Source organism: Streptomyces sp. CNZ301 (assembly GCF_004217425.1).
This window is the reverse complement of the sequence record NZ_SHLG01000002.1, coordinates 769872-795330: the sequence shown is the minus strand read 5'-3', so window position 1 is coordinate 795330 and position 25459 is coordinate 769872. Positions and strand designations below refer to the sequence as shown.

22 protein-coding genes and 1 pseudogene are annotated in these 25459 nt (G+C 71.7%); 6 read left to right on the top strand and 17 right to left on the bottom strand.

Annotated elements, in window-relative coordinates:
• Nucleotides 1–68: 68 nt before the first annotated feature.
• From EV375_RS27675 to EV375_RS27620, 12 genes and pseudogenes are all read right to left on the bottom strand, one after another.
• A complete protein-coding gene (locus EV375_RS27675; protein ID WP_130302650.1) occupies nt 69–833 on the bottom strand; it encodes a sirohydrochlorin chelatase in 765 nt (254 codons plus the stop codon).
• Nucleotides 834–1004: 171 nt separating this feature from the next.
• On the bottom strand, nt 1005–2003 hold the full coding sequence (locus EV375_RS27670; protein WP_130302649.1) for an ABC transporter permease: 999 nt from the start codon (nt 2001–2003) through the stop codon (nt 1005–1007).
• Nucleotides 1990–2832: an ABC transporter ATP-binding protein gene (locus EV375_RS27665; RefSeq protein WP_130302648.1), complete on the bottom strand. Its 843-nt coding sequence runs from the start codon at nt 2830–2832 to the stop codon at nt 1990–1992. Before EV375_RS27665 ends, EV375_RS27670 begins: the two co-directional genes overlap by 14 nt.
• Nucleotides 2833–2885: 53 nt before the next feature.
• Nucleotides 2886–3998 (bottom strand): aliphatic sulfonate ABC transporter substrate-binding protein, encoded by a 1113-nt coding sequence (locus EV375_RS27660; RefSeq protein WP_130302647.1) that lies wholly within the window; start codon nt 3996–3998, stop codon nt 2886–2888.
• 95 nt (nt 3999–4093) lie between these two features.
• Nucleotides 4094–5494, bottom strand: a complete 1401-nt coding sequence (locus EV375_RS27655; protein ID WP_130302646.1) for a GTP-binding protein — start codon at nt 5492–5494, stop codon at nt 4094–4096.
• A 2-nt stretch (nt 5495–5496) separates the two neighbouring features.
• The gene (cysD, locus tag EV375_RS27650; RefSeq protein ID WP_130302645.1) at nt 5497–6432 is read right to left on the bottom strand and encodes a sulfate adenylyltransferase subunit CysD; all 936 of its coding nucleotides are present in this window, start codon (nt 6430–6432) and stop codon (nt 5497–5499) included.
• The gene (gene cysC / locus EV375_RS27645; RefSeq protein ID WP_130302644.1) at nt 6429–6986 is read right to left on the bottom strand and encodes an adenylyl-sulfate kinase; all 558 of its coding nucleotides are present in this window, start codon (nt 6984–6986) and stop codon (nt 6429–6431) included. Before cysC ends, cysD begins: the two co-directional genes overlap by 4 nt.
• Before the next feature lie 28 nt (nt 6987–7014).
• The gene (locus tag EV375_RS27640; RefSeq protein ID WP_130302643.1) at nt 7015–7725 is read right to left on the bottom strand and encodes a phosphoadenylyl-sulfate reductase; all 711 of its coding nucleotides are present in this window, start codon (nt 7723–7725) and stop codon (nt 7015–7017) included.
• An 86-nt stretch (nt 7726–7811) separates the two neighbouring features.
• Nucleotides 7812–8000 (bottom strand): annotated as a pseudogene (locus tag EV375_RS27635) (hypothetical protein); the annotation flags it as partial.
• A gap of 252 nt (nt 8001–8252) precedes the next feature.
• Entirely contained in the window at nt 8253–9950 is a 1698-nt protein-coding gene (locus tag EV375_RS27630) for a nitrite/sulfite reductase (protein WP_130302642.1), read from the bottom strand.
• A gap of 511 nt (nt 9951–10461) precedes the next feature.
• Nucleotides 10462–11100, bottom strand: coding sequence for a GNAT family N-acetyltransferase (locus EV375_RS27625; RefSeq protein WP_130302641.1), 639 nt, complete (start codon nt 11098–11100; stop codon nt 10462–10464).
• Nucleotides 11101–11119: 19 nt separating this feature from the next.
• Nucleotides 11120–13009, bottom strand: a complete 1890-nt coding sequence (locus tag EV375_RS27620; protein ID WP_130302640.1) for an ABC-ATPase domain-containing protein — start codon at nt 13007–13009, stop codon at nt 11120–11122.
• Nucleotides 13010–13356: 347 nt separating this feature from the next.
• Here EV375_RS27620 and EV375_RS27610 point away from each other — a divergent pair, with 347 nt between their 5' ends.
• Complete coding sequence (locus EV375_RS27610; protein WP_130302639.1) at nt 13357–14331, top strand: carbohydrate kinase family protein; 975 nt, start codon at nt 13357–13359, stop codon at nt 14329–14331.
• A 33-nt stretch (nt 14332–14364) separates the two neighbouring features.
• Here the strand turns inward: EV375_RS27610 and EV375_RS27605 are convergent, their stop codons facing one another.
• The 4 genes from EV375_RS27605 to EV375_RS27590 form a co-directional block, all read right to left on the bottom strand.
• Nucleotides 14365–14739, bottom strand: a complete 375-nt coding sequence (locus tag EV375_RS27605) for a type II toxin-antitoxin system VapC family toxin (protein ID WP_130302638.1) — start codon at nt 14737–14739, stop codon at nt 14365–14367.
• Nucleotides 14739–14981 carry a type II toxin-antitoxin system Phd/YefM family antitoxin gene (locus EV375_RS27600; RefSeq protein ID WP_130302637.1) on the bottom strand — a complete coding sequence of 81 codons (243 nt, stop codon included), beginning with the start codon at nt 14979–14981 and terminating at the stop codon, nt 14739–14741. Before EV375_RS27600 ends, EV375_RS27605 begins: the two co-directional genes overlap by 1 nt.
• A gap of 183 nt (nt 14982–15164) precedes the next feature.
• Nucleotides 15165–15755: a Uma2 family endonuclease gene (locus EV375_RS27595; protein WP_130302636.1), complete on the bottom strand. Its 591-nt coding sequence runs from the start codon at nt 15753–15755 to the stop codon at nt 15165–15167.
• Nucleotides 15756–15986: 231 nt separating this feature from the next.
• On the bottom strand, nt 15987–17432 hold the full coding sequence (locus EV375_RS27590) for an NCS2 family permease (protein ID WP_130302635.1): 1446 nt from the start codon (nt 17430–17432) through the stop codon (nt 15987–15989).
• A 260-nt stretch (nt 17433–17692) separates the two neighbouring features.
• Between EV375_RS27590 and EV375_RS27585 the strand changes: the two genes are divergently transcribed.
• On the top strand, nt 17693–18367 hold the full coding sequence (locus tag EV375_RS27585; protein WP_486588837.1) for a helix-turn-helix domain-containing protein: 675 nt from the start codon (nt 17693–17695) through the stop codon (nt 18365–18367).
• An 81-nt stretch (nt 18368–18448) separates the two neighbouring features.
• On the opposite strand, the gene EV375_RS27580 is transcribed toward EV375_RS27585, so the two are convergent.
• The gene (locus tag EV375_RS27580) at nt 18449–20149 is read right to left on the bottom strand and encodes an acyl-CoA dehydrogenase family protein (RefSeq protein ID WP_130302634.1); all 1701 of its coding nucleotides are present in this window, start codon (nt 20147–20149) and stop codon (nt 18449–18451) included.
• A gap of 18 nt (nt 20150–20167) precedes the next feature.
• Here EV375_RS27580 and EV375_RS27575 point away from each other — a divergent pair, with 18 nt between their 5' ends.
• From EV375_RS27575 to EV375_RS27560, 4 genes are all read left to right on the top strand, one after another.
• Nucleotides 20168–21295, top strand: a complete 1128-nt coding sequence (locus EV375_RS27575) for a YihY/virulence factor BrkB family protein (RefSeq protein ID WP_130302633.1) — start codon at nt 20168–20170, stop codon at nt 21293–21295.
• A 584-nt stretch (nt 21296–21879) separates the two neighbouring features.
• Complete coding sequence (rsgA, locus tag EV375_RS27570) at nt 21880–22992, top strand: ribosome small subunit-dependent GTPase A (RefSeq protein ID WP_130302927.1); 1113 nt, start codon at nt 21880–21882, stop codon at nt 22990–22992.
• Nucleotides 22993–23137: 145 nt separating this feature from the next.
• Nucleotides 23138–23770: a hypothetical protein gene (locus EV375_RS27565; protein ID WP_130302926.1), complete on the top strand. Its 633-nt coding sequence runs from the start codon at nt 23138–23140 to the stop codon at nt 23768–23770.
• Nucleotides 23771–24023: 253 nt separating this feature from the next.
• Entirely contained in the window at nt 24024–25412 is a 1389-nt protein-coding gene (locus EV375_RS27560) for an MFS transporter (RefSeq protein ID WP_130302632.1), read from the top strand.
• Nucleotides 25413–25459: the final 47 nt, after the last annotated feature.

Below are 25459 nucleotides of genomic sequence, written 5' to 3'. Positions count from 1 at the left end.
CGCCTGACCGGCAGGTCAGGCGCCGGGCGGGGCCGCCGCCGGCCGTCAGGCGCACGGCGCCCGGTCCGTCAGGCGCTCAGCGCCAGCGGCCCGTGCGCGGCCGCCTCGTCGTAGCGAAGCGCCAGCAGCTCCGCCAGTTCCGGCGCCGCGCCCAGCACCGGCGCGAGCACGTCGGCCCCAGCCTCGAACGCGCCGCTGCGGATGCGGTCGGGGAGTCGGCCGGGCGCGATGACGTACGGGGCCACCGCCACATGCCGGACGCCGTCGGCACGCAACCCCCGCACGGCGTCCTCCGTGCGGGGAAGAGAGGCGGAGGCGAACGCAGGACGCACGGCACACCAGCGACCGGTGCGCCGCCACTCCCGCGCGGTCTGTGCGATCACTGCGATCGCCTCCGCGTCCGAGGAGCCCGCCGAGGCCAGCACGACCCCGGTCGAGCGGTTCGTCGCCGGCCGCAGCCCGGCCTCTCGCAGGCGCCGCTCCAGCGCCTCGACGAGCAGCGGGTGCGGGCCCAGCACGTCCGCCTGCCGCACCCGCAGCCGCGGCAGCCGGGACGTCGCGTCGTGCAGCACGGAGGGGATGTCGGACTTGGCGTGGAAGGCGCGGCTGAGCAGCAGCGGCAGGGCGACGACGTCGCGGACGCCCTCCGCGTGCAGCCTCTCCAGGAGATGCGGCACCGAGGGGGCGTTGAAGTCCAGATGTGCCGCCTCCACACGCAGCGCGGGGCGCAGCGCCCTCACGCGCGCACAGAGCGCCGCGACGGTCGCGGCGTGCCGCGGGTCGCGGCTGCCGTGTGCGATGACCACGAGAACGGGTCGTGTCGCATCGTGCATGGCGGTCGTCCGTTCCTTGTCCTGCTTGTCGGTTGCGGTTGCGGTTGCGGTTGCGGTTGCGGTGCCGGTTCCGTTCCGGTTCCGGCTTCGAATCCGGATCGGCTTCCGGCTTCCGGCTCCGCTCTGTCGGTTGTCGTTCGTTCCCGTCGGGCCGCGTGCGGCTGAGGGCGTTCAGTGAGCCGTCGCGAGGAGGCCGCGATGGCGCAGCACCCTCCGCTCCAGCGGCGCGAAGATGAGCAGTTCGATGCCGATGCCGACGAGGAGGATGAGGAGGATCGCCCCCAGCACCAGCGGCATGTCCTGATAGGCGCGTCCGGTCTCCAGCAACTGCCCCAGCCCCGCGCCGAGTTCGGGCGAAGTGGCGATCAGCTCGGCGGCCATCAGCGAGCGCCACGAGAAGGCCCAGCCCTGCTTGAGCCCCGCGATGTAGCCGGGCAGCGCGCCCGGCAGCAGCACATGCCGCACCCCGCGGAACCCCGTCGCGCCGATGACGTGACCGGCGCGCAGATGCAGCGGCTGGATTCGGTCGACCCCCGCGACCAGCCCGTTCGCGATGGACGGCACCGCGCCGAGCAGCACCACCGCGTAGATCGTGGCGTCCGTCAGCCCGAACCAGATGATCGCGGCGGGCACCCACGCCACCGACGGCAGCGACTGCAGACCGGAGAGGATCGGCCCGATCGCCGCACGCACCGGCTTGACCTGCGCGACCAGCAGCCCGAGCAGCGTGCCCAGGACCAGCGCGACGGCGAAGCCCAGCGCGCCCCGCGAGACGCTCTGCCAGACGATCGACAGGATGGTGCCCTTGTACCACTCCTCGGCCAGGGCGTCCCACACCATCAACGGGCCCGGCAGCTGGTACGGCTCCTTGATGCGCAGCGCGAACGCCAGCTGCCACAGCGCCAGTACGAGCACGACCGCGACCGCGGGCGGCAGCGCCTTGCGCCGCAGCACCTGCGCCAGCGGCAGCCGCGTGGCGGTTCGCGTGTCGAGCGCGTCGAGACCCGCCTCCAGGCCCGCCAGGTCCCCGGCGTCGTCCCGCGTCGCGCGCTCAGCGGACCGGGAGCCGTCCCGCGTCGCGCGCTCAGCGGACCGGGAGCCGTCCCGCGTCGCGCGCTCCGCGGACCGGGAGCCGTCCGCCTCGACTGGCCGGGAGTCAGTGCTGGCCATGGCGGCGGATCTCTCCCCTCAGCTCTTCGGTGATCTCGGCGGAGAGGTTCGCCACGTCGGTGTCCTCGATGCGCCGCGGGTGCGGGATGTCCACCGTCCACTCGCGGGCGACACGGCCCGGCCGGGAGGAGAGGAGCACCACGCGCTGCGCGAGGCGCACGGCCTCCCGCACGTTGTGCGTCACGAACAGGACGGAGACGCCGGTCTCCGACCAGATCCGCGTGAGCTCCTCGTGCAGCACGTCACGCGTGATCGCGTCGAGCGCGGCGAACGGCTCGTCCATCAGCAGCAGTCCGCTGTCCTGGGCGAGCGCCCTGGCAAGCGCGACGCGTTGACGCATACCGCCCGACAGCTCGTGCACTCGCTTGCGGTGCGCGCCCGTGAGCCGTACGAGCTCCAGCAGACGCTCCGCCTCGGGCCGCCGCTCCGGCTTGGGCACGCCCCGCAGTTTCAGGGCCAGTTCGATGTTCCGGCCGGCGGTGAGCCACGGGAAGAGCGCGTGCTCCTGGAACATCAGCGAGGGGCGGCCGCCGGGCACGTCGATGGTGCCGGCGGACGGCTTGTCCAGCGCCGCGACGAGATTCAGCAGCGTCGACTTGCCGCATCCGCTCGCGCCGAGCAGCGTGACGAACTCGCCGGGGCCGACGTCGAGTGCGATGTCGTCCAGCACGAGCTGCTCCGCGCCCGCGCGTCCGAAGGTCTTGGAGACGTGGTCGAGGCGGACGGCGTAGCCCGCCTCGTCCATGGCGGGGCGCGCGTCGGCGACGCCCGTGCCCGTCGCCGCGTACCCCGTGCCGGGCGCGGGCCCGGCGGTCAGTGTCGTGGTCATCGCGCTCACCTCCGTTGGGTGTGGTGCGTGGTCGTGGAATGTGCCGGCGGGCGTCAGCTGCCGAGCCCCGCGTCGTCGACGGCGGGTCGGCCCTCGCCCTTCAGCACCCGGTTGAGGATCGAGAGGTCGTAGATGCCCCGCAGGTCGGCCTTCTTCATCAGGCCCGCCTCGACGCCGTGTTCGGCCTCCTCGGCCAGCGTGGCGGCCAGCGGGTCGTCGGTGACGTCGATGTCGTCGAAGGAGGAGTCGAGTACGTCCTTGGGCAGCGGCTTGCCGGAGTCCCGCTCCAGAGCGGTGTTGATGTGCCTCTTCGCCTGGTCCGGGTGCTCGCGGATCCAGGCGTTGGCGCGCACCGAGCCGCGTACGACGGCCTCGACCGCCTCCGGGTGCTTCTCCAGGAACTCCTGCCGCACCACCAGGTTCGTGGTGACGAACTCGCCGTGCTTCCACAGCTTCTTCTCGTTCAGCAGGACCTTCCCGCCGCCGGCGACGATGCTGGACGCCGTGGGCTCGGGCACCCATGCCCCGTCGATGCCGCCCTGCCGGAAGGTCGTCGGGATCTCCTTGTTGTCCTGCCGCAGAACGGAGACGTCGCCCTTGCCGGTGTCCGGGCTGACCCGCAGGCCCTTCCCCGCGAGGAAGTCGAGGAGCGCGACGTCCTGCGTGTTGCCCAGCTGCGGGGTGGCGATCCGCTTGCCCTTCAGGTCGCCGAGCGAGGGGACCTTCTCCGGGTTCACGACGAGCGACGCCCCGCCCGACGTGGCGCCCGCGACGATACGGAGGTTCTTGCCGCCGGACTTGGTGAACCCGTTGACGGAGGGGGAGGGGCCGACCCAAGTCATGTCGACGGCCTTGGCGTTGAGCGCCTCGATGGCCGCCGGCCCCGCGTTGAAGACCTGCGTCGAGGCCTTCGTGCCGCCCAGCTCGCGCGGGATCTCACCGCCGTCCCGCAGCCCCACCAGCGCGGTCGCGTGGGTGACGTTGCCGAAGTAGCCGACCTTGACCTCGTCGAGGCCGTCGACCTTCTTGCCGCCCGCGGCCGCCGGTCCGCCCTTGTCCTCGGGCGCCTTGGAGCCGTAGCCGCACGCCGTCGCCAGCAGGGGCAGAGCGACCAGCACGGCGAGCGCGCGGAGCGTTCGCAGCTGTGCCGGTCTGCGGACGGACATGGGACGGGTCCTCTCGTAAGGGTGTCGGGCGTGGGAGGGATTGGTGGGTGCGGACAGGGCGGTTCGGTACTCGGGGCGCGGGCGGTGGCCGTCGTCTAGAAGTCCCAGCCGTCGTCCTCCGGTGCCTCTCCGGCCTCGGCCTGAGCGGTCTCGCGTACGGCGTCGGCGAAGGCGTGGCCGGCCATGCCCGCGGTGAGGGTCGAGCCGTCCGCGGGGTCGATCAGGACGAACGAGCCGGTGCGGCGCGAGTCGGTGTAGTCGTCGACGGGCAGCGGTTCGGACGTGCGCAGCACCACGCGCCCGATTTCGTTGGCGACGAGCCGCCCCGGGTCGGGCTGCTGGGAGAGGCCCTGCTTCTCGTCGAAATCCGTCAGTGCCAGCCGCGAGGGGATCTCCTTCACGATCGCCTTGACGGTGCGCGTGGTGTGCTTCAGCAGCACACGGGCGCCGGGCGTCAGCGGCGTGTCATGAAGGTGGCAGACGGTCGCCGTCAGGTCCTGGCTGGGAGTGACGGACGCGTCGGACGGCACGATCATGTCGCCGCGGGAGATGTCGAGATCGTCGGCGAGCAGCACCGTCACCGACTGCGGCGCCCAGGCGACGTCCACGGACCGGCCCAGCACGTCCAGGGCCTCGATGGTGCTGCTGAGCCCCGACGGATACACCGTCACGCGCTGACCGACGCGCAGCAGACCGGAGGCGATCTGGCCCGCGTAGCCGCGGTAGTCGGGATGGTCGGCGGTCTGCGGGCGGATGACGTACTGGACGGGGAAGCGGGCCGGGTCGTCGCCGGGATCGTCGGTGACGGCCACGGTCTCCAAGTGCTCCAGCACCGTCGGGCCGCCGTACCAGTCCATGTGGGCGGAGGGGGTCACGACGTTGTCGCCGACGAGGGCGGAGACCGGGATCGCGGTGATCTCCGGAACCCCGAGGGAGGCCGCGTAGCGGGTGAACTCCCCGGCGATGCCCGCGAACACGTCCTCGTCGTACCCGACGAGGTCCATCTTGTTGACCGCGAGGACGACGTGCGGGACGCGCAGCAGCGCGGCGACTGCGGCGTGCCGGCGGGTCTGCTCGACGACGCCGTTGCGGGCGTCGACGAGGACGACGGCCAGCTCGGCCGTCGAGGCGCCGGTGACCATGTTCCTCGTGTACTGCACGTGGCCCGGGGTGTCGGCGAGGATGAACCGCCGCCGCGGCGTGGCGAAGTAGCGATAGGCGACGTCGATGGTGATGCCCTGCTCCCGCTCGGCGCGCAGACCGTCGGTCAGCAGCGCCAGGTCGGGAGTGTCCTGGCCGCGGTTGCGCGAGGCGGACTCCACCGCCTCCAGCTGGTCGGCCAGCACGGACTTCGAATCGTGCAGCAGCCGGCCCACCAGCGTCGACTTGCCGTCGTCGACGGAGCCGGCGGTCGCGAAGCGCAGCAGCGAGGTCGCCGACAGCGCCGCGTCGGCCGCGGCTTCCAGCGGGTCCTGGCCGGAGAAGGGGGTGGTCATGATCAGAAGTACCCCTCGCGCTTGCGGTCCTCCATGGCGGCCTCCGAGAGCTTGTCGTCGGCCCGTGTCGCGCCCCGCTCCGTAAGCCGGGACGCGGCGATCTCGGCGATGACCTTCTCGATGGAGTCGGCGTCGGAGTCGACGGCACCCGTGCAGGACATGTCGCCCACCGTGCGGTAGCGCACCTTGCGCCGCTCCACCCGCTCGTCCTCGCCGGGGCCGCCCCACTCGCCGGGGGCCAGCCACATCCCGGCGCGGGAGAAGACCGTGCGCTCATGTGCGTAGTAGATCTCGGGGAGTTCGATGTTCTCGCGGGCGATGTACTGCCACACGTCCAGCTCGGTCCAGTTCGACAGCGGGAAGACGCGCACGTGCTCACCCGGTGCGTGACGTCCGTTGTAGAGCTGCCACAGCTCCGGGCGCTGACGCCGCGGGTCCCAGCCGCCGAACTCGTCGCGCAGGGAGAACACGCGCTCCTTCGCCCGCGCCTTCTCCTCGTCGCGCCGCCCGCCGCCGAAGACCGCGTCGAAGCGGTTGCTCTCGATGGCCTTCAGCAGGGGAACGGTCTGCAGCGGGTTGCGGGTGCCGTCCGGGCGCTCCTTCAACTCGCCGCGGTCGATGAACTCCTGCACCCGGGCCACGTGCAGCCGCAGCCCGTGCCGCGCCACCACACGGTCGCGGTACTCCAGCACCTCCGGGAAGTTGTGCCCCGTGTCCACGTGCAGCAGCGTGAACGGCACCGGCGCCGGCCGGAACGCCTTCAGCGCCAGATGCAGCATGACGATGGAGTCCTTGCCGCCGGAGAAGAGGATCACCGGGCGCTCGAACTCGCCCGCGACCTCACGGAAGATGTGCACACCCTCCGACTCCAGCGCGTCCAGGTGCGAGAGCGCGTACGGGTTCTCCCGCTCTTCCAGCGTCGTGACGGCCGTCCTCACAGCAGTCCCCTCTCACTCAGCAGCGCGCGCAGCGCCGCAGCGGATTCCTCCACGCCCTGCCGGTGTGCCTCGATCCGCAGATCCGGCTCCTCGGGGGCCTCGTACGGGTCGTCCACGCCCGTCAGCCCGGAGATCTCCCCCGAGGCCTGACGCGCGTACAGTCCCTTCACGTCGCGCTGCGAGCACACCTCGACCGGGGTGGCGACGTGCACCTCCAAGTACCCGGTGCCGGCGGCCTGGTGACGCTTGCGCACCGCCTCCCGGCTGTCCGCGTACGGGGCGATGACCGGCACGAGGACGGTCACGCCGTGCGAGGCGAGCAACTCCGCGACGAAGCCGATGCGCTGCACGTTCAGGTCCCGGTCCTCGCGGGAGAAGCCGAGCCCGGCGGAGAGGAAGGTACGGATCTCGTCCCCGTCCAGCACCTCCACGCGGTGGCCCCTCGCGGCGAGTTGTTCCGCAAGCGCGGTCGCGATCGTCGTCTTGCCCGCGCTCGGCAGGCCCGTGAGCCAGACGGTGGCCCCGCTCTCCTGCCGCATTGTCGCTGTCGTCATCTCCCGCTCCCTGTCACGGAGTTCACGCTCACAGGTGGATCCCGCACTCGGTCTTGCCCTGACCCGACCAGCGTCCGGCGCGGGCGTCCTCGCCCTCAAGAACGCGCCGGGTGCACGGGGCGCAGCCCACCGAGGCGTAACCGTCGGAGAGCAGCGGGTTGGTGAGCACGCCGTGTTCCGCGATGTAGGCGTCGACATCGGCCTGATTCCAGCGGGCGATCGGCGAGATCTTGACCTTCTGCCGGCGCTCGTCCCAGCCGACGACGGGAGTGCCCGCCCGGGTGGGCGACTCGTCCCGGCGCAGGCCCGTCGCCCACGCGTCGTAGTGGCGCAGGCCCTCCTCGAGGGGTGCCACCTTCCGCATGGCGCAGCACAGATCGGGGTTCCGGTCGTGCAGCTCCGGGCCGTGCTCCGCGTCCTGTTCGGCGACGGTCCGCCGCGGCGTCAGCGTGATCACCTCGACGTCCATGACGGCGGCCACGGCGTCACGCGTGCCGAGCGTCTCGGGGAAGTGGTAGCCGGTGTCGAGGAAGACGACGCGGACGCCCGGTGCGACGCGGGAGGCGAGATGCGCCACCACCGCGTCCTCCATGGAGGAGGTGACGCAGAAGCGGTCGCCGAACGTGTCCGTGGCCCAGCGCAGCACCTCCAGCGCCGGTGCGTCCTCCAGCTTTCGGCCCGCGTCTTCCGCGAGCCGCCGCAGCTCTGCCGATGAGTGCCGTTGCGCGGCTGTGGTCATGGCGTGCGCCGTCCTTCCTCGGTGCTGCCTTCCCGGCCGGCCTCCCGGCCGGCTTCGCTGTCCGTGCCCGCGCCCGTGCCGTGCGGGTCGCCGCCTCCGCGCTGCAGGCCCCTGGCCAGCAGCCCGAGGAACGCGAGCTTGAACGCCCGGTTGCACGCGCCGCACTCCCAGGCCGCCCCCTTGCCCGCGGCGGCCGCCCCGCCCGTCTCCTCGGAGGGGCGAAGGTCCTCGTCACCGCAGTACGGGCAGTAGAACGGCGCGGCCCGCTCGCTCACTGTGTCCCCCGCTCAGCTTCGGCGTGCTGTGACGCGTCGGCTTCCCTCGTCGCTGCTCGCTCCTTCGTCGCTGCTCGCTCCTTCGTCGCTGCGCGGCTTCTCGGTCCAGCCGTCGCCGCGCGCCGAGGCTCGCTCACTGTGTCCCCCGCTCAGCTTCGGCGTGCTGTGACGCGTCGGCTTCCCTCGTCGCTGCTTGCTCCTTCGTCGCTGCGCGGCTTCTCGGTCCAGCCGTCGCCGCGCGCCGAGGCTCGCTCACTTCAGCGCACCCTCTTCCGCGCGCGCCGCCCACTGGGCGAAGCGCTCGCCGTCCTCGCGCTGCTCCTGGAAGTTGAGCAGCACGCGCTCGATGTAGTCGGGCAGTTCCGTGGCGGTGACCTTCAGGCCGCGGACCTTCCGGCCGAAGCCGGGCTCCATGCCGAGGGAGCCGCCCAGGTGGACCTGGTATCCCTCGACCTGCTCGCCGTCGGCGTCCGTGACGAGCTGGCCCTTCAGCCCGATGTCGGCAACCTGGATGCGGGCGCAGGAGTTGGGGCAGCCGTTGACGTTGATGGTGACCGGCTCGTCGAACTCGGGGAGGCGGCGCTCCAGTTCGTCGATGAGCGACGAGCCGCGTGCCTTCGTCTCGACGATGGCCAGCTTGCAGAACTCGATGCCGGTGCAGGCCATGGTGCCGCGGCGGAAGACCGACGGGCGGGCCGTGAGGTCGAGTGCCTCCAGCGCCTCCGTCAGGGACTCAACCCGGTCCCCGGCCACGTCGAGGACGATCATCTTCTGCTCGGCGGTGGTGCGGACGCGGCCCGAACCGTGCGACTCGGCGAGGTCCGCGATCTTGGCGAGCGTGCCGCCGTCGACGCGCCCCACGCGCGGCGCGAAGCCCACGTAGTAGTTGCCGTCGCGCTGCTCGTGCACGCCGATGTGGTCGCGCCACTGCTGGACGGGCGCCTCGGGTGCGGGCCCGTCCGCCATCTTGCGCAGCAGGTACTCGTCCTCCAGCACCTGACGGAACTTCTCCGCGCCCCAGTCGGCGACGAGGAACTTGATGCGGGCGCGGGTGCGCAGCCGCCGGTATCCGTAGTCGCGGAAGACCGAGACGACGCCCTCGTGCACGTCCGCGACGTCCTCGACCGGCACCCAGGCGCCGAGCCTCACGCCCAGCTTGGGATTGGTCGACAGGCCGCCGCCGACCCACACGTCGAAGCCGGGCCCGAGTTCGGGGTGTTCGACGCCGACGAACGCGACGTCGTTGATCTCGTGCGCGACGTCGAGCAGCGGAGATCCGGACACCGCGGTCTTGAACTTCCGCGGCAGGTTCGAATACGCGGGGTTGCCGACGACCCGGCGGTGGATCTCGTCGATGGCGGGGGTGCCGTCGATGATCTCGTCGGCGGCGATGCCGGCGACGGGCGAACCCATGATGACGCGCGGAGTGTCGCCGCAGGCCTCGGTGGTGGAGAGGCCGACGCTCTCCAGGCGTCGCCAGATCTCGGGCATGTCCTCGATGCGGATCCAGTGGAACTGGATGTTCTGCCGGTCGGTGATGTCGGCGGTGCCGCGTGCGAAGTCCTGCGAGATCTCGCCGATGGTGCGCAGCTGCCGGGTGGTCAACTGCCCTCCGTCGATGCGGACGCGGAGCATGAAGTACTCGTCGTCCAGCTCCTCCGGCTCCAGCACGGCGGTCTTGCCGCCGCTGATCCCGGGCCTGCGCTGGGTGTACAGGCCCCACCAGCGCATGCGGCCGCGCAGGTCGGCGCCGTCGATCGAGTCGAACCCGCGGTGCGCGTAGATCGTCTCAATGCGTGTCCGCACATTGAGACCGTCGTCGTCCTTCTTCGTCTGCTCGTTGCCGTTGAGGGGAGTGAAGTGACCGGCGGCCCACTGCCCTTCGCCGCGGTGGCGTCCGGTCTTGCGGCGGCTCGGTGCGGAAGCGGGACGCTTGGAGGTCTCGGCCATGGCAGTTGTCCTTCGGGTCCTTCAGGTGTCCTTCGGGCGGAGCCCCGGGCAGGCGGCCGGGCAGCCGGAGACGGCCGGCCGTCGATGACGGGTACAGGTCAGCGGGTGAGTGCGCGCGCGTCACACCTGGTGAGGTCCGTGCGTGCGGCAGGTTGCGCACGTGCGGAAGGCAGGGGAGGACCGCGGCGACGCTTCAGCCGGGAGGGAGCGCACTTCCCCTGGGGAACCTCCAGGGCCGCCGGGCCCAGGGGGATTTCGCCGGGGGTGCCCCCACGTGACTGTGAGGGCGGCTCGTGATGGGTGGTGCTGGGACTGTCAGCCCGCGCGACAGATGGCGCTGGACATGCGGCCGAAGTCGACGTGGCGTCGACTCACCAAGGCAATTCCAGCGCGAGACATGACGGAAGCGTCGCACGGCGCCGAACGGGCAGTCCACCAATATCCAGGATGTGGACAGTCCTGTCCCGAATGGCGGGACGATGCCCTCTTGACAGTCAGGGGGACGAGGCCCTCACTCCGGAGCCGGACGCTGCGCCGGCGGCCCGGGGACGGCAGCCGCGTCCCCCTTCTCCCCGGGCGTCTCCAGGGTCACGTCCTTCGCGTAGACGCCGAAGCCGCGCCGCTGGTAGTTGCGCAGCGCGTGCGGCCCGTCCTTGCTGCATGTGTGCAACCACACGCGGGACGTCGGCGGCCGGCCCTCCCACCGGTCCCGCATGTCCCAGGCGCGGCGGGTGCCGAACGCGAGCAGCCGCCCGCCGATGCCCCGCCCCCGGAAGTCGGGAAGGAGGCCGAAGTAGCTGATCTCCACCGTGGTGCCGGGGCGGGTGGCGCGTCCCGAGGTGTCCTCGGTCGCGCCGTCCAGCTCGATGTACCCGGCGGGAGTGCCCCGTTCCCAGGCCACCCAGGTCTCCACGCCCGGACGGTCCAGCCACCGGTGCCACTGCTCCCGTGTCCACGGCAGCCGGTCGATCCACTCCACATCCGCGCCGACCTCGCCGTAGAGGAACCTGCTGAAGGCGGCGGAGACCACCTCGGCCCGCACGATGCGCAGACCGGACGCCTCCTCCACGGGGGGCTCGCCCGTCAGATCCCCGGGAGCCGTCTGCTCCAGGAACCACGTGGTGACACTCCGCGTCGCGTTCTCGCTCAACGGTTCTCTCCGTACTCGCTCAAGGCGTGCTTGCCGCTCTGCGGACGCGCAGACCGCGCACACGGTTGAGTGCCGCCGCCGTCTCGAAACGGCGCGGCACGGCGAAGTCCTCGTCGCGCACGGCCAGCAGCGCGTCCGCACCCCCGGCCGCCAGTTCGGCGTCGAGCAGGTCCAGGGCCTCCGCGAGTGTACGGGTGCCGTCCACGTGCCCGCGGCGCACCATCAGGTCGAGTGCGAGACCGATTCCCGCCACCTGACGGGCGTCCGCGATCTGCTCCACCGAGCGCAGATCGACCTCGTACTCCCCGAACGTCAGCGCGTCCTCGCCGCGCGAGCGCACGCGCCTGCGCCCCCGCGCCTCCGACTCCAGCGACGCCGGGTCGGGGCTGCGGTGCACCACGGCCGGGAAACTCTCGGCCTCGGCGTGCCGTCCCGTCGGAACGGACGCGACCTCGCGCGCCCGTTCCGTCACGTCGGAGGGGCGGTAGGCGTCCATCATCAGCACCAGGTCGGCGACTTCCAGATAGTCGCCGGAACCGCCCATGACCAGCACCGTCGAGACGCCGTGGTCGCGGTGGAGGGAGCGCACGGAATCCACCAGCGGCGTCAGCGGCTCCCGCTCCTTGGCCACGAGTGCCTGCATGCGGGCGTCACGGATCATCAGGTTGGTCGCCGCTGTGTCCTCGTCGATGAGCAGCACCCGCGCCCCCGTCTCGACTGCCTCGCACAGGGACGCGGCCTGTGAGGTGGAGCCGGAGGCGTTGTCCGTCGAGAAGTCGGTGGTGTCGGAGCCGTCCGGAAGATGGCCGACAAACGCGTGCACGTCCACCCTCTCCACTCGGCGGCCGTCCTCCGCACGCAACTTCACCGTCTCAGGGCGTGAGACGACGAGTTCACGCCCGTCGCCCGGCACGTGATCCCAGATGCCCGTCTCCAGAGCGCGCAGCAGCGTCGACTTGCCGTGGAAGCCGCCGCCGACGATCAGGCTCACGCCCTCGCGCAGACCCATGCCCGTGACCTCGCCCGCGTTCGGCAGACCGACCGTCACCCGCATCCCCTCCGGCGAGGAGAACGGCACGACGCCCTCGCCGACGGCCGGACGGTCGTCCACGCCGCTGCCCCGCGGCAGCACCGCCCCGTCCGCGACGAACGCGACCAGCCCGAGTCCGGGCAGCGCCTCGCGCAGGGCGTCGGAGTCCTCGACCGTCGCCACGAACCCGTCCACCGCCTCCGCGTCCAGCGACGCGTAACGCAGCGCGCGTTCGGCGATGTCGGGCACGGCCCGGCACAGCAGACGCTGCGCGGTACGGGCATCGATGCGCCGGCCCTTGCCGGGCAGGGCGAGACCGAACCGGAGCGTGACCGCGCCGTCGTCCGCCGAGACCTGGCACGAACCCCGGTCGAGCACCTCCTGGCCGCCCGCGTCGATCCGCAACGCACGCTCCCCACCCGCGACTTGGGCCGCACGGCGGGCGATGAAGGACGCGAGGGCGCGGCGGCGGACCGGCGTGCCCCACAGCGCGGACGGAAACCCGGCACGCTCCGCGGGCACCCGCACGGCCACACGCGCAGGCGGAGCGAACGGATCGGACTGGCCGCGCACGAGCCGCAGCGTCTCCCCGGTCGCCTCCGCGCCCGGCATCTTCCACGTTCCGACCAGACCCTTGTACCGGCCGTACGAAGCGCCCTCCAGGCCCGCGAGTTGCTGCTCCAGGCCGCCGCGCGGAGCGCCGTGTGCGTGCGGCGGTGCGTCCTCGCGCGGTTCCCCGCCGCCGGTACCTCCGTCGCCGCGATCGCGCCGCGCGTGCGGTCCGTGCCCGTCGCGCCGTGCGTACGGTCCGCCGCGGCCGCTCCGTGCTCCGCGGTGCGCCCGGTGGCCGCCGGGGCCGCGGCCCTGCTCACGTGGCACTGCGTCCTCCCTTTCCGCCGGAGACTGCCTGCGTCCGGACGATACATACCGGACGCGGCCGGCACCGGCGCCGGGACCGGCCCACCCCGGCCGGGCGGACACCCGGCACGCACCGCGTCCGGCACGTCCCCGCCGCTGCCCGCCTCCCGCCCGTGTGCGCGAATGCCGCGTTGACAGGGTCACGGGCTGCTGCTGGACTCCAGCGCGAGCCGTGCGCCGGGGCGGTGGCCCCGGATGCGGCGTCCTGTAACCGAACCGGAACCCGCACCCGAACCGGAACCCGCACCCGAACCGGAACCCGCACCCGAACCGGAACCCGCACCCGAACCCGAAGCCGTGAGGTCCGCATGACCGCGCCAGTTCCCGCCGCCGACGCTGACGCCGCCCCGATCGCCGTGCTCGGCGAATGCGTCGCCGACGCGTTCGTCCGGCCCCCGGCCACGGATACGGAGACCCCTGCCGTCGGACTGGACGTGCTCCCCGGCGGCGGCCCCGCCAACACCGCCGTCGCACTGGCGCGCCTCGGCACCCCCACCCGCTTCCTCGGCCGCATCTCCGGGGACGTCTTCGGGCGGCTCTTCCGCGATCATCTGGGCCGCTCCGGCGTCGACCTGAGCCGCACCCTCACCGCGCGCGAACCCAGCACCCTCGCCGTCGCCGACGTCGACGAGGAGGGCCGCGCCGACTACTCCTTCCACGCGGAGAACACCGCCGACTTCCAGTGGACGCCGCGAGAACTCACCGCCGCGTCCGACGGTCCCCTCTCCTGCCTGCACACCGGTTCGCTGGCGCTCGTCCGGCCGCCCGGCGGCGAGGCCATCGAGGACCTGCTGGCGGACGTCCGGGAGCGGGCGACGGTGTCGGTCGACCCCAACGTCCGCCCGCTGCTGGTCGATCCGTGCGCCTACCGCGGCGCTCTCCCGCGCTGGTGCGCCGCCACCGACATCCTCCGCCTCTCCGACGACGACCTCGCGCATCTCGCACCCGAGGGCACCACCCCGGAACGGGCCGCCGACACCTTCCATGCGAACGGCGCCCGTCTCGTCGTCGTCACGCTCGGCGCCGACGGCGCCTTCGCCTCCCTCGACGGCGAGCGGCTGCACGTGCCCGCGCCGTCGGTGGACGTCGTCGACTCGGTCGGCGCGGGCGACTCCTTCATGGCGGGCTTCCTCCACTCCCTGCACGGAGCCGGCGCCCTGGGCGGCCGCCTGGACACCCTCACGACCGAACACCTCGCCGCCGCCCTGGACTTCGGCACCCGCGTGGCCGCGGCGGTGTGTGCGGTGCGGGGGGCGAATCCGCCCTGGGCGGGGGAGGTGTAAGGGTGCCGCAGGGAGCCCTGGAGCGGTGCAGCGTCAGATCGCGAGGACCTGCACGTCATAACTCGGGATCCATTTGTCCCTGGTCACCAGGGTCATCCCTTCGATCTGGGCCTGCGCGACCAGCACCCGGTCGAAAGGATCCCTGTGATGGCCCGGCAACCGCCCGGCCCGCACGCCGTGTCCGGCAGTGATGGGCAGGCTCGTGAACTGGCTGTCGCGCATGCGCTCCGGCAGATCCTCGGGTGCCTGAAGCTTCCCGAGGGACTGTTTGATGGCGACCTCCCAGGGCGAGACGGCACTCATATATACCGCCGGCTCTGTGTCGAGCAGACTTTTGATCTCGTCCGACAGCTCAGAGGAGTCCTCGAGCCACCACAGCACCGCGTGTGTATCGAGCAGGAGTCGCATCACTTCGTCCCGAAGGCTTCGGCGAGATCGTCGGGCAGTTCGTCGAAATCATCTGCAATGCGGATGCGTCCCCGCAGGGAACCGCGGCCTGTCCGTTGCACCTTGGGATGCAGTGGCACCACTTTGGCAACCGGCTCACCAGCCTTGTTGATCACGACCTCTTCACCGGTGGCGACCTGTTCCAGGATCCTGGAGAAGTGCGTCTTCGCGTCATGCACGTTGTACTGATGAGCTGCTTCCATGGCTGCCTCGCCAGTGATCTCCAGGGTGGACTAAGTGCTGGACTAAGCATACCTCGGTTCAGCGCCGATGCCCTGGGACGTCCCCCACCCGTCTTGCCTCTGTCTCCTGCATTGCTGCGCGGGTCTGCGCGGTCCGGCGGACGAACCCGCTCCGGGCGGGGGAGTTGCGGTGAGCCGGCTGGGTCAGTCCGGGTAGCGGGGCAGGTCCCGGGTCGAGATCGTCCAGTCGGCGATCGTGACGTCCTCGCCGTACACGAAGTCCTTCCTCGTCGCGTAACGAGGTCCGTGAGCGGTGGGGTGAATGTCCGAGAATACGGCGCCCTCTCCGCCACGTGGGTCGAAGACGGCATAGACGGGGATGCCCAGCAGCGGGTAGTCGCGCATCTTGCCCGTCCAGTCGTTGTCCGGGTTCGAGCGCGACACGACCTCGACGACCGCCAGGACCGAGCGCGGGTCGAAGGCCGACTCGACCTCCATGTCGGCCTCTGCGATCACCATGATGTCCGGATGGCGCAGCACGCCCTCCTGAACGTCTTCCACGTCGGGTGTGCCGGTGTGAGCCAGGAGTTCGTCCGGCATCACCTTCTCCAGACGGCGGCTGACGCGTGCAGCGGTCAGCTCATGAGGTCCCCCCGGCGACATCATGTCGTGAACGATCCCTTCCTTGGTGATCTCCAGCTTGCCGGGCACTCCGTCGTGTATGCGCTCGACGATTTCGCGCATCGCTTGGTACTGGAAGGTCTCGTGCCCTGCGCTGTGTGGGGCGATCGTCACGGCGTTCGCTCCTCTCTGACGCGGCTCTGCCGCGTGGCCGGAGAACAAAATCCATGCTAGCGGGCGAGCTGCCCCTGCGCAGGTGGCGATCACCGCAGGTCGGAAGCAGTCCGGGCGAAGCCCTTCTCCACTCGTACACGGGGTGCGCGGCAGCGGACGCGGCCCGTACCGCGCGGACGGGGTGGCCCCGGCGCGATGCCGGGGCCACCCCGTCCGTGGGGCTCCGTGCGGTTACTGGGCTCCGAGGAGCGACTTAACCGGCTCGATGGCGAAGTAGACCGTGAACAGCGCCGCGCTGCCCCACAGCAGCCAGTGGACCTCGCGGGCCTTGCCCGTGCACGCCTTGATGACGACGTACGCGATGAAGCCGGCGCCGATGCCGTTGGTGATGGAGTACGTGAACGGCATGACCGCGATGGTCAGGAAGGCGGGGATGGCGAGCTCGTAGCGGTCCCAGTCGATGTGCTTGACCTGCGTCATCATCAGGAACCCGACCACGACGAGCGCCGGGGCCGCTGCCTGGAGGGGCACGAGGGTCAGGACCGGGGTGAGGAAGAGGGCGAGACCGAACAGGCCGCCGGTGACGACGCTGGCGAAGCCGGTTCGGGCGCCTTCCCCGACGCCGGCCGCGGATTCGATGTAGGTGGTGGCGGACGAGGCCGACGACGCACCGCCGGCGACTGCGGCCGCACTGTCGATGAGCAGCACACGGCCCACACCGGGGACCTGGCCGCGCTCGTCGAGGAGCCCCGCTTCGGCGGTGACGCCGACGACGGTGCCCATCGTGTCGAAGAAGTCGGTCAGGATCAGGGCGAAGACCAGCAGAACGACGGTCAGGATGCCGACCTGACCGAAAGCGCCGACGACGTCGAAGGCGCCGATGAGCCCGAAGTCGGGGAGGGCGACGGGGTTGCCGGGAAGCGAAGGAGAGGTCACGCCCCAGTTCTTCACGTCGGCGAACTCGTTGATGGCGATGGCGGCGGCCGTCATCAGGAGGATGCTGATGAGGATCGCGCCCTTGACCTTGCGGGAGACGAGAACGATCGTCACGAGCACGCCGAGGCAGAAGACGAGCATGGGCCAGCCGGTGAGGGTGCCGCTGCCGAGCTGCACGGGAACGGTGGTCTTCGCCGAGTCCGGGATGCGGGTGACGAAACCGGCGTCCACGAAGCCGATGAAGGCGATGAACAGGCCGATGCCGACGCTGATGGCCTGCTTGAGAGGCTGCGGGATGGCGTGCATGACGGCCTCGCGCAGCCCTGTCACCACCAGCACGCAGATCAGCAGGCCCTCGATCACGATGAGGCCCATCGCGTCTTCCCAGCGCATGAGGGGAGCGATCTGGTGGGCGACGATGACGTTGAGGCCCAGGCCGGTGGCCAGGGCGAGCGGCAGATTACCCCCCACACCCATGATCAGGGTCATCACAGCGGCCACCAGGGCCGTGGCCGTGGCCAGTTGGGCGCCGTCCAGCTGCTGGCCGAACTTGTCCTCGGCGCTGCCGAGGATGATCGGGTTGAGCACGAGGATGTAGGCCATCGTGAAAAACGTGGCGAAACCGCCGCGTATCTCCCGTGCGAACGTCGAGCCGCGTTCGCTGATGCGGAAGAACCGGTCGATGGGGCCGCCGGCTGTGGACTGCGGCGCAGCGGGCGTTCTTGTCGTGCTCGTCTGCATGTCTGCGTCTCCTGGACCAAACAGGTATGAGGGGGAGCCGGGAGCGTGCGACGGTCAGTTGCCCCACCCCCGTGCGGTGCCTTGCCGAGCGGATCATACGCGGCGGGGAGAATTTCACAATTGTTGTGCCGCACCTGAGGTTTAAAGCAGCGAACAGCTCTCGTGGGTTCCTACAGAATCACCCCGGAACTATCTCCCAAAAAGGGATGCAGGGACTGCGGCCCATGGAGTCGCGGTGTGTAACCCCCTACTCTCTCCCCGTGCATCCACCGATCTCCTTCAACGCGCGCGCCGCCCGAACCATGCGCGAGAGACTGGGGATGGCCCCTGGCCACGTCGCTTACGGCATGCGCGCCTCGTACGGCATGAGTCACGTCAGCCCCGACCACGTCACCGCATGGGAACGCGGCGACGCCCTGCCCACCGCGAACGAGGTGACGGCCCTGGCGGGCGCCTTGTGGTGCCACCCCGGTGAACTGATGGGCCGCCCCCGTACGTTGCTCGAGCACCGGCTCGCCCGCGGCATGTCCGCCGACGACGTCGCGCGCCTCATAGGCCTGGACCTCGACGACTACCGGCGCATGGAAGAAACGGGCCGATGGACGGGCGACAAGCGGCAGACCGCCAACCTCGGCAGCGTCCTCAAACTCCCGCCACGCGACTTCATCGCGGTCACCGGCCATGAGGAAGAACTCGCACGCCTCCTCACCGAAGCCGTCTCGACCCGCTGGCAGGCCCACGTCCGTGCCATCGCCAAGCTGGTCGCCATCGACCGCCGCGAGCTGCAAGGCCCCCTGCGGGACATGCAGCAGGAGTACCAGGCGCTCATGGCGGCAACCCTCGGCTGGGCCAGCACCAACGCCACCGGTGAGGAGGGACGGCGCTATCTCGAGCAGATCGTCGAGCACTTCTGGGAGCGCCTGCCCGGGTACTGACAGCGCCGCCCTGAGGCTGCCGGTTCACCGCGCGGTGCTGTAGCTGCCCGTCGACGGGAGGGCAGCACCGGCCGGACAGGCCTACGGGACCGTCGGCCGCGCCCGGTCGGCGATCGCGGCCAGGTCCAGGGCGCGCGGCAGCGTGCCGAAGGCCGCTCCCCAGTCGCCGCCCAGACGCGAGGCGCAGAACGCGTCGGCGACCGGCGCGGGCGCGTACCGCACCAGCAGCGAGCCCTGAAGGACCTGCGCCATGCGCTCCACCAGGCGACGGGCGCGGGCCTCGATGCCTTCCAGGTCCGACAGTTCGGTCAGCAGGTCCTTCATCGCGGCGTCCAGCCGGTGGTCCGCGCCGCGTGCGTGTCCGGTCTCGACGAGGAAGGCGTTCAGCGCCTCCGGCGAGCGCTGCAGAGCACGCAGCAGATCCAGCGCCTGCACGTTGCCCGAGCCTTCCCAGATCGAGTTGAGCGGCGCCTCACGCAGGAGCCTGGGCATCCCGGACTCCTCCACGTAGCCGTTGCCGCCGAGGCACTCCAGCGCCTCGCCCGCCAGGGGCGTCGCCCGCTTGGTCACCCAGTACTTCGCCGCCGGAAGGGCCAGCCGCAGCAGTTGACGCTCCTGCTCGGCGTTCTCTCCGCCGCCGTGCGCGGCGTCGAACGCCGACGCGAGACGCATCGTGAGCGCCGTCGCCGCCTCCGACTCCAGCGCCAGGTCCGCCAGCACGTTCTGCATCAGCGGCTTCTCCGACAGCAGGCCGCCGAACGCGCTGCGGTGCGCGGCATGGTGGGAGGCCTGCGCGACGGCCTGACGCATCAGCGAGGCCGAGCCCGTCACACAGTCCAGTCGGGTCGCGGCGACCATCTCGATGATCGTGGCCACGCCACGGCCCACTTCGCCCACGCGCCGCGCCCACGTCGTCCCGTCGAACTCGACCTCGCTGGAGGCGTTGGAGCGGTTGCCGAGCTTGTCCTTCAGACGCTGGATGCGGAAGGTGTTGCGGGAGCCGTCGGGCAGCACGCGCGGAACCAGGAAGCACGTCAGCCCCTCCTCCCCGTCGCCTGCGCCGCCCTCACCCGTGACCTGCGCCAGCACCAGGAAGACGTCCGACATCGGCGCCGAGCAGAACCACTTGTGGCCCCTGAGCGTGTACTCGCCGCTGCCGGCGCCCTCACCGGTCAGCGGCACGGCGACCGTCGTGTTCGCCCGTACGTCGCTGCCGCCCTGCTTCTCGGTCATGCCCATCCCGGCGATGGCGCCGGCCTTCGCCCGCGCCGGGCGGTCCAGCCCCGGCTCGTAGACGTGCGAGGCGAGCAGCGGCTCCCACTCGGCCGCCACGTCGGGCTCCCTGCGCAGCGCCGGCACCGCCGCGTGCGTCATCGAGACCGGGCAGCCGTGGCCCGCCTCGACCTGGCTCCACACGAAGAAGCCCGCGGTGCGGCGCAGTTGACCGTCCGGCCGGGACCAGGCGTCGGTGAGTCCCGCACCGACGGCGCGGTTCATCAGCCGGTGCCAGGCGGGATGGAAGTCCACCTCGTCGATGCGGTTGCCGTAACGGTCGTGCGTACGCAGCACCGGCGGCACCTCGTTGGCCTGCCTGCCCCACTCCTGGGCCTCCGCGGAACCGGCGCCGAGGCCCAGCTCGCTCAGTTCGGCACGCACCGCTTCGGAATGCTCCGGCGATACGTGCCGGTCGACCGCCTCGGTGAGGGCGGGGTCCGCCGCGAAGATGTCGTAGTCGACAAGGGGCGGCGGCTGATTGGTCACGGTGTGAGTCGAGGCTGGCATGGCAGATACGTTAAGGAGGTGCAGCCAGCCGACGAAACCCCACCGCGCCAGGGCGGACGCTTCCGCAGGGCGCGCGTCATCTACCGGAACGTTCCCAAGCGCAACGTGACGTGGCTGCTGCTCAAGGACACCGTGAACTCTTGCATCGAGTACCGGGTGCTCGGTCTCGCCGCGGAGGCGGCGTTCTTCACGCTGATCTCCATCCCGCCCCTCATGCTGGGCCTCATCGGCATGCTGGGCTATCTGGACTCCTGGATCGGCACCGACACCATCGCGTCCATCAGGCAGAACTTCCTGGACGCCTCCGCCGCGGTGCTCTCCGACCGGGGAGTGCGGGAGCTGGCCCGCCCGCTCATCGACGACGTCATCCGCGGCGGGCGGCCCGACGTGATCTCTCTGGGGTTCGCGCTGGCGCTGTGGTCCGGGTCGCGTGCCGTGAACGTCTTCATCGACACCATCACCGTGATGTACGGGCTGGACGGGCAGCGCGGCATCGTCAAGACGCGGCTGCTGGCCTTCCTGCTCTACCTCGTGGCCCTGCTCGTGGGCGCGGTGGTGCTGCCCCTGATGGTGGCGGGGCCGGACGCGGTGCTGCGGCTCGTGCCGCAGGCGCAGTGGGCGGTGTCCGTCTTCTACTGGCCGACGGTGCTGCTGCTTTCCGTGGCCTTCCTCACGACGCTCTACCACGTGTCCGTGCCGGTGCGTTCGCCGTGGCGGGAGGACATTCCCGGCGCGTTCGTGGCGCTGGCGATGTGGGTGCTCGGCAGTTTTCTGCTGCGTCTCTACATCACCAACACCGTCGAAGGGCCCACGATCTACGGGTCGCTGGCGGCTCCCGTCGCCGTGCTGCTGTGGATCGGTGTCTCCGCGTTCGCCGTTCTGGTGGGCGCGGCCGTCAACGCCGCGATCGACCACGTGTGGCCGTCGGTGGCGACCGCCACGGCCCGGCGCATGAACGAGCGGGCACGTGAGGAGGCCGCCGCGGAGGTCGTCGCGGCGGCGGCCGCGCGGCGCGCGATGCGCAGCGCGGAGAGCACCGGCGGCGACGACGAGATGAACGCGCCCGCGGAATTCCCCGAGCGCTGGACGAAGTTCCTCCCGCACGCCGACTTCCGGGCCCGGCTGCGCTCGCGCCGCCGCCGCTGAACCCCGCCAGCGGGCGCCGCTCCCCGCCGGGCGCCGCTCTCCCGCCGGGCACGGGTGCCCGACCGGTGTGCGGGCGTCGCCGCGGAGGACTTGCCGAGAGGGCGCAGACCCGGAGCCGCGGGGCCCGTTCGAGGACGTCGAGGCCGCGGAGAAAACCGTTCGCGGCGCGGCGCACCCCTGGCTAGGCTCACCTGCGAGTGACGAACGGTCCGTGCGAGACGGGCCGTTCGTGGAGCCGCGAGTGAGCAGGAGGTGAGGACCGATGGCCGTCGTCGTGGCGGGCGCTGCCCGCATCCCGAAGTCCGTTGACTCCACCTCCGTGGTCGCCGGCTGACACTCGGCCGCCGCCGTCCGGGCACCGGCCCGAGCCGCATCGGGTCCGTGGCGGAAGCGCGCACAGCCGGAGCCACCCTTCGCGAAGGGTCACTCCCGTGAACTCCCTCAACAGTTCAGATCTCCATGGCTCCCTCAACTCCCCGGACTCGCCGTCGGGGTCACAGAGCTCGCCGGATTCCCGCGGCTCACTCGGCCCGTCCGGCTCCGAGGCATCCTCACCTTCCGGTTCGGCCCCGCCCCCGCACCCGCTGCGGCGCTACGGCTGGGACAGCCGCGTCGCCGACGCCTTCACCCCGTACGAGGACGAAGGCCTGCTTCCCGCGCGCGTCGTCCGCGTCGACCGCGGCCGGTGCGACGTCGTCACCGCCGAAGGCATCGTGCGCGCCTGGACAGGCCCCGTCGCGACCGGCGATCCGACCCGCGCCGTGTGCACCGGCGACTGGGCCGCGCTGAGCCCGGCCGCCGTCCCGGATGCGTCCCGCTCCGCGGCAGGAGCGGGCGCCATGCCGGAGGTGCGGGCGCTGCTGCCGCGACGCACCGCCTTCGTACGCTCGACGGCCACCAATCGCTCCGAGGGCCAGGTCCTCGCCGCCAACGTCGATGTCGCCCTCATCGCGGTGTCGCTCGCGGAGGAACTCGAACTCGCGCGCGTCGAGCGGTTCGTCGCCCTCGCCTGGACGAGCGGCGCCCGGCCGCTGGTCGTCCTCACCAAGGCCGACCTCGTCGGCGGCCGGGACACGCTCGCCCAACTCGCTGCGGACGTCGAGGCGTCGGCGCCCGGCGTCGAGGTGCTGTGCGTGAGCGCCGCCGACGGCGACGGGCTCGATGCGCTGGCCGCGGTCCTCGGCGGCGGCACGTGCGTGCTGCTGGGCCGGTCCGGTGCGGGCAAGTCCACACTGGCCAACGCGCTGCTGGGGGAGGAGGTGCAGGACGTACGGGCGATCCGCGGCAGCGACGGCAAGGGCCGGCACACCACGACGGCCCGCGATCTGCTGCCGCTGCCCGGGCCCGCCGGCGGCGTGCTCATCGACACACCGGGGCTGCGCGGCGTCGGCCTGTGGGACGCGGAGGCCGGCGTCGGCAGCACCTTCTCCGAGATCGAAGGGCTCGCCGAGGAGTGCCGCTTCCACGACTGCGGGCACGAGTCCGAGCCCGGATGCGCGGTCCTCGCCGCCGTCGACGACGGCACGCTGCCGCAGCGCCGGCTGGAGAGCTACCGCCAGCTGCTTCGCGAGAACGCCCGCCTCGCCGCCCGCACGGATGCGCGACTGCGAGCCGAGCAGAAGCGGCGGTTCAAGGAGATGTCGGCGATCGGACGGCACAACGCGGAACGCAAACGCGGACCGCGGCGGAAACCCTGACGTAGCGCGGGCCAGGACAAGCGGGCAGGGCGGGGGCCGGGAGGTTGCTGGTGCTGTGGCCGGGAAGGTTTCCCGGGCGTCGCGAGCCGGTGAACCCTACCGGTCACAGCACTGGCGTTCGCCGGTGCTCCGCCCGCCCCCGCCGATGCCTTCACCGGCGGGACACCGACGAAGGGCTGCCGTGAGCGCGTTCGGACCCCACGAGTTCCAGCTCGTACTGCTGCGCCGCATGGCCGACTTCCAGCAGGACCTCGTTCTGGAGGCCCTGTCCCGAATGGGCTCCGGGCGGGCCGAGATGAGGGAGGCCAACCGGCGCTGGCAGGCGATGCTGCACGCACAGCGCGGGCGGCGCAGCGCGGTCGGCCGCTACCGCTCCGTGCTGGGCCCGCCCGAACGAGCCGAGCGCCGCGCGCTCGGCGACCTCGACTGCGAGGTGCTGACCTGGCCGGTGCCGCTCTGGCCGGACCTGCGCTTCGAAGTGCTGACGGTGCCGGGCGGTGGCGTCGTCACGGAGTGGCTGGTGCGCGCCGCCGGGGCGGCGGCTCCGGCTCTCCGCACGGTCGAGGATCTGCGTCCCTGGTCCTGCACCGTCGAGGAGGTCGCGCGCGCGTTCGCGCCGGCGCAGCCGCTGGAGGGGTCGGCGCCGACGCGCGTCCGGCTCGGCTTCGCCGCGCCGGACGCGGCGGGGGAGAGGTACGACGTGATCGCGGAGTTCTCGTGGGGGCTGCTCCAGCGGCTGCCGCGGATGGAGCGGACGGAGCCGCCGGAGCAGCGGTGAAGCCCGGGGACCGGATGGTCGCACGGACCGCCGCACGGCTCGCCGCACGGGCCGCGGTCCGGTGAGAAGGCCCGTCTCCTGTACCGGCGGGAAGGCCGGTCCGCTCCGGCGAGTGGGCCCGGTCGTCCGGCCCTGGGAAAACAGCGTGCCGTGACGGTCCGCGAGGGCTTAGGCTGAACGCATGACCTGGCGACATTGAGCCTCATCCGGAGTCTCCGCGACGACTGCGGCGAAGGCAGCACCTGCCGCCGCAGTGACCGGGCTTGCCCGGCGGCTCTGTGCCTATGCGTTCCTCGAAGACCTGATCCTGCTCTACCCGGTCTATGCGCTGCTGTTCGCCGGGCACGGGCTGTCCGCCGCCGAGATCTCCACGCTGTTCATCGTCTGGTCGTGCGTCACGTTCGTCGTGGAGATCCCCTCCGGCCTGTGGGCCGACCTCTTCTCCCGCCGCCTGCTGCTGACCCTCGCCCCGCTCGTCACGGGAGCGGGCTACGCGCTGTGGACGTGGCTGCCCTCCTATCCGGCGTTCGCGGCGGGATTCGTGCTGTGGGGCGTGGGCAGTTCGCTGTGCTCCGGGACCCTTCAGGCCCTGGTGTACGAGGAGTTGGAGCGCTGGGGGAGGGCGGGCTCGTACGCCCGGCTCATGGGCCGCTCCCAGGCACTGGGCACCACGGCGGTGATGGCCGCGACCGCGCTGGCAGGGCCCGTGCTGCATCTGGGCGGCTACGCGGCGGTGGGAGCGGCGAGCGTCGCGGTCTGCGTGCTGGGTGCTCTCGTCGGCCGGTCCTTCCCCGAGTCACGTGCCGGGCGCGACCAGGCGCGGACGCCGGACGGTGCTGTGCCCCGAGACGCTTGCCGGGCCGGCTTCCCGGCCGGGGCCGCCGATGCGCCGCAGGCAACACCCGCGGCGAAGTGCACCGCAGCACAGGAGGACTTCGCGGCGCACGGCCCCGACGGGCCCACCGGGCCCACCGGCCCCGACGGGTCCACCGGGTCCACCGGCCCCGAGGGGTGCGACGAGCCCGACGAGCCCGGCTTCCTCACGGTGCTCCGCGCGGGACTCGGGGAGCTGCGGGGGTCACGGCCCGCCCGTGACGCCGTGCTGCTGACCTCGGCGGTGACCGGTGCGCTGATGATCGACGAGTACGTGCCGCTGCTGATGGGCTCCATGGACGTCGGCGTCTCGACCGTGCCGCTGCTGATGCTGCTGGTGACGGTGGGCGTGGCCGTGGGCGGCTGGTGCGCCGGGAGAGGTGCCCGCCTGCTCGGTCCGGCGCTGGCGGTGGGCGCCCTCGCGCTGGCGGCGGGTGCGCTGACCGGTCCCGCGGGTGCGGTGCTGCTCGCGCTCGCCTTCGGCGTCTTCCAGTGGGCGATGGTCACGTGCGACGCGATGCTCCAGGACCGTCTCTCCGACCGGGCCCGTGCCACGGTCAGTTCCGTCGCCGGCTTCGGCGCGGAGGTCGTCTCGGTGCTGCTGTGCGCGGGTTACGCACTCGGCTCGCAGCTGTGGGCGCACAGTACGCTCTTCGTCCTCGCGGCCGTGCCGTACCTGTTGATCGCGCTCGTTCTGCTGTGGAACGGGCGCGGACGCGGAAGCGGGCGCAGGCGTGGACGGGAGCGTGGTGCGGGAACGGAGCGGTGACGAGGCGCGCAGGGGCAGGGCTCCAGGCTCCGGCCGTCGTGTCCGAT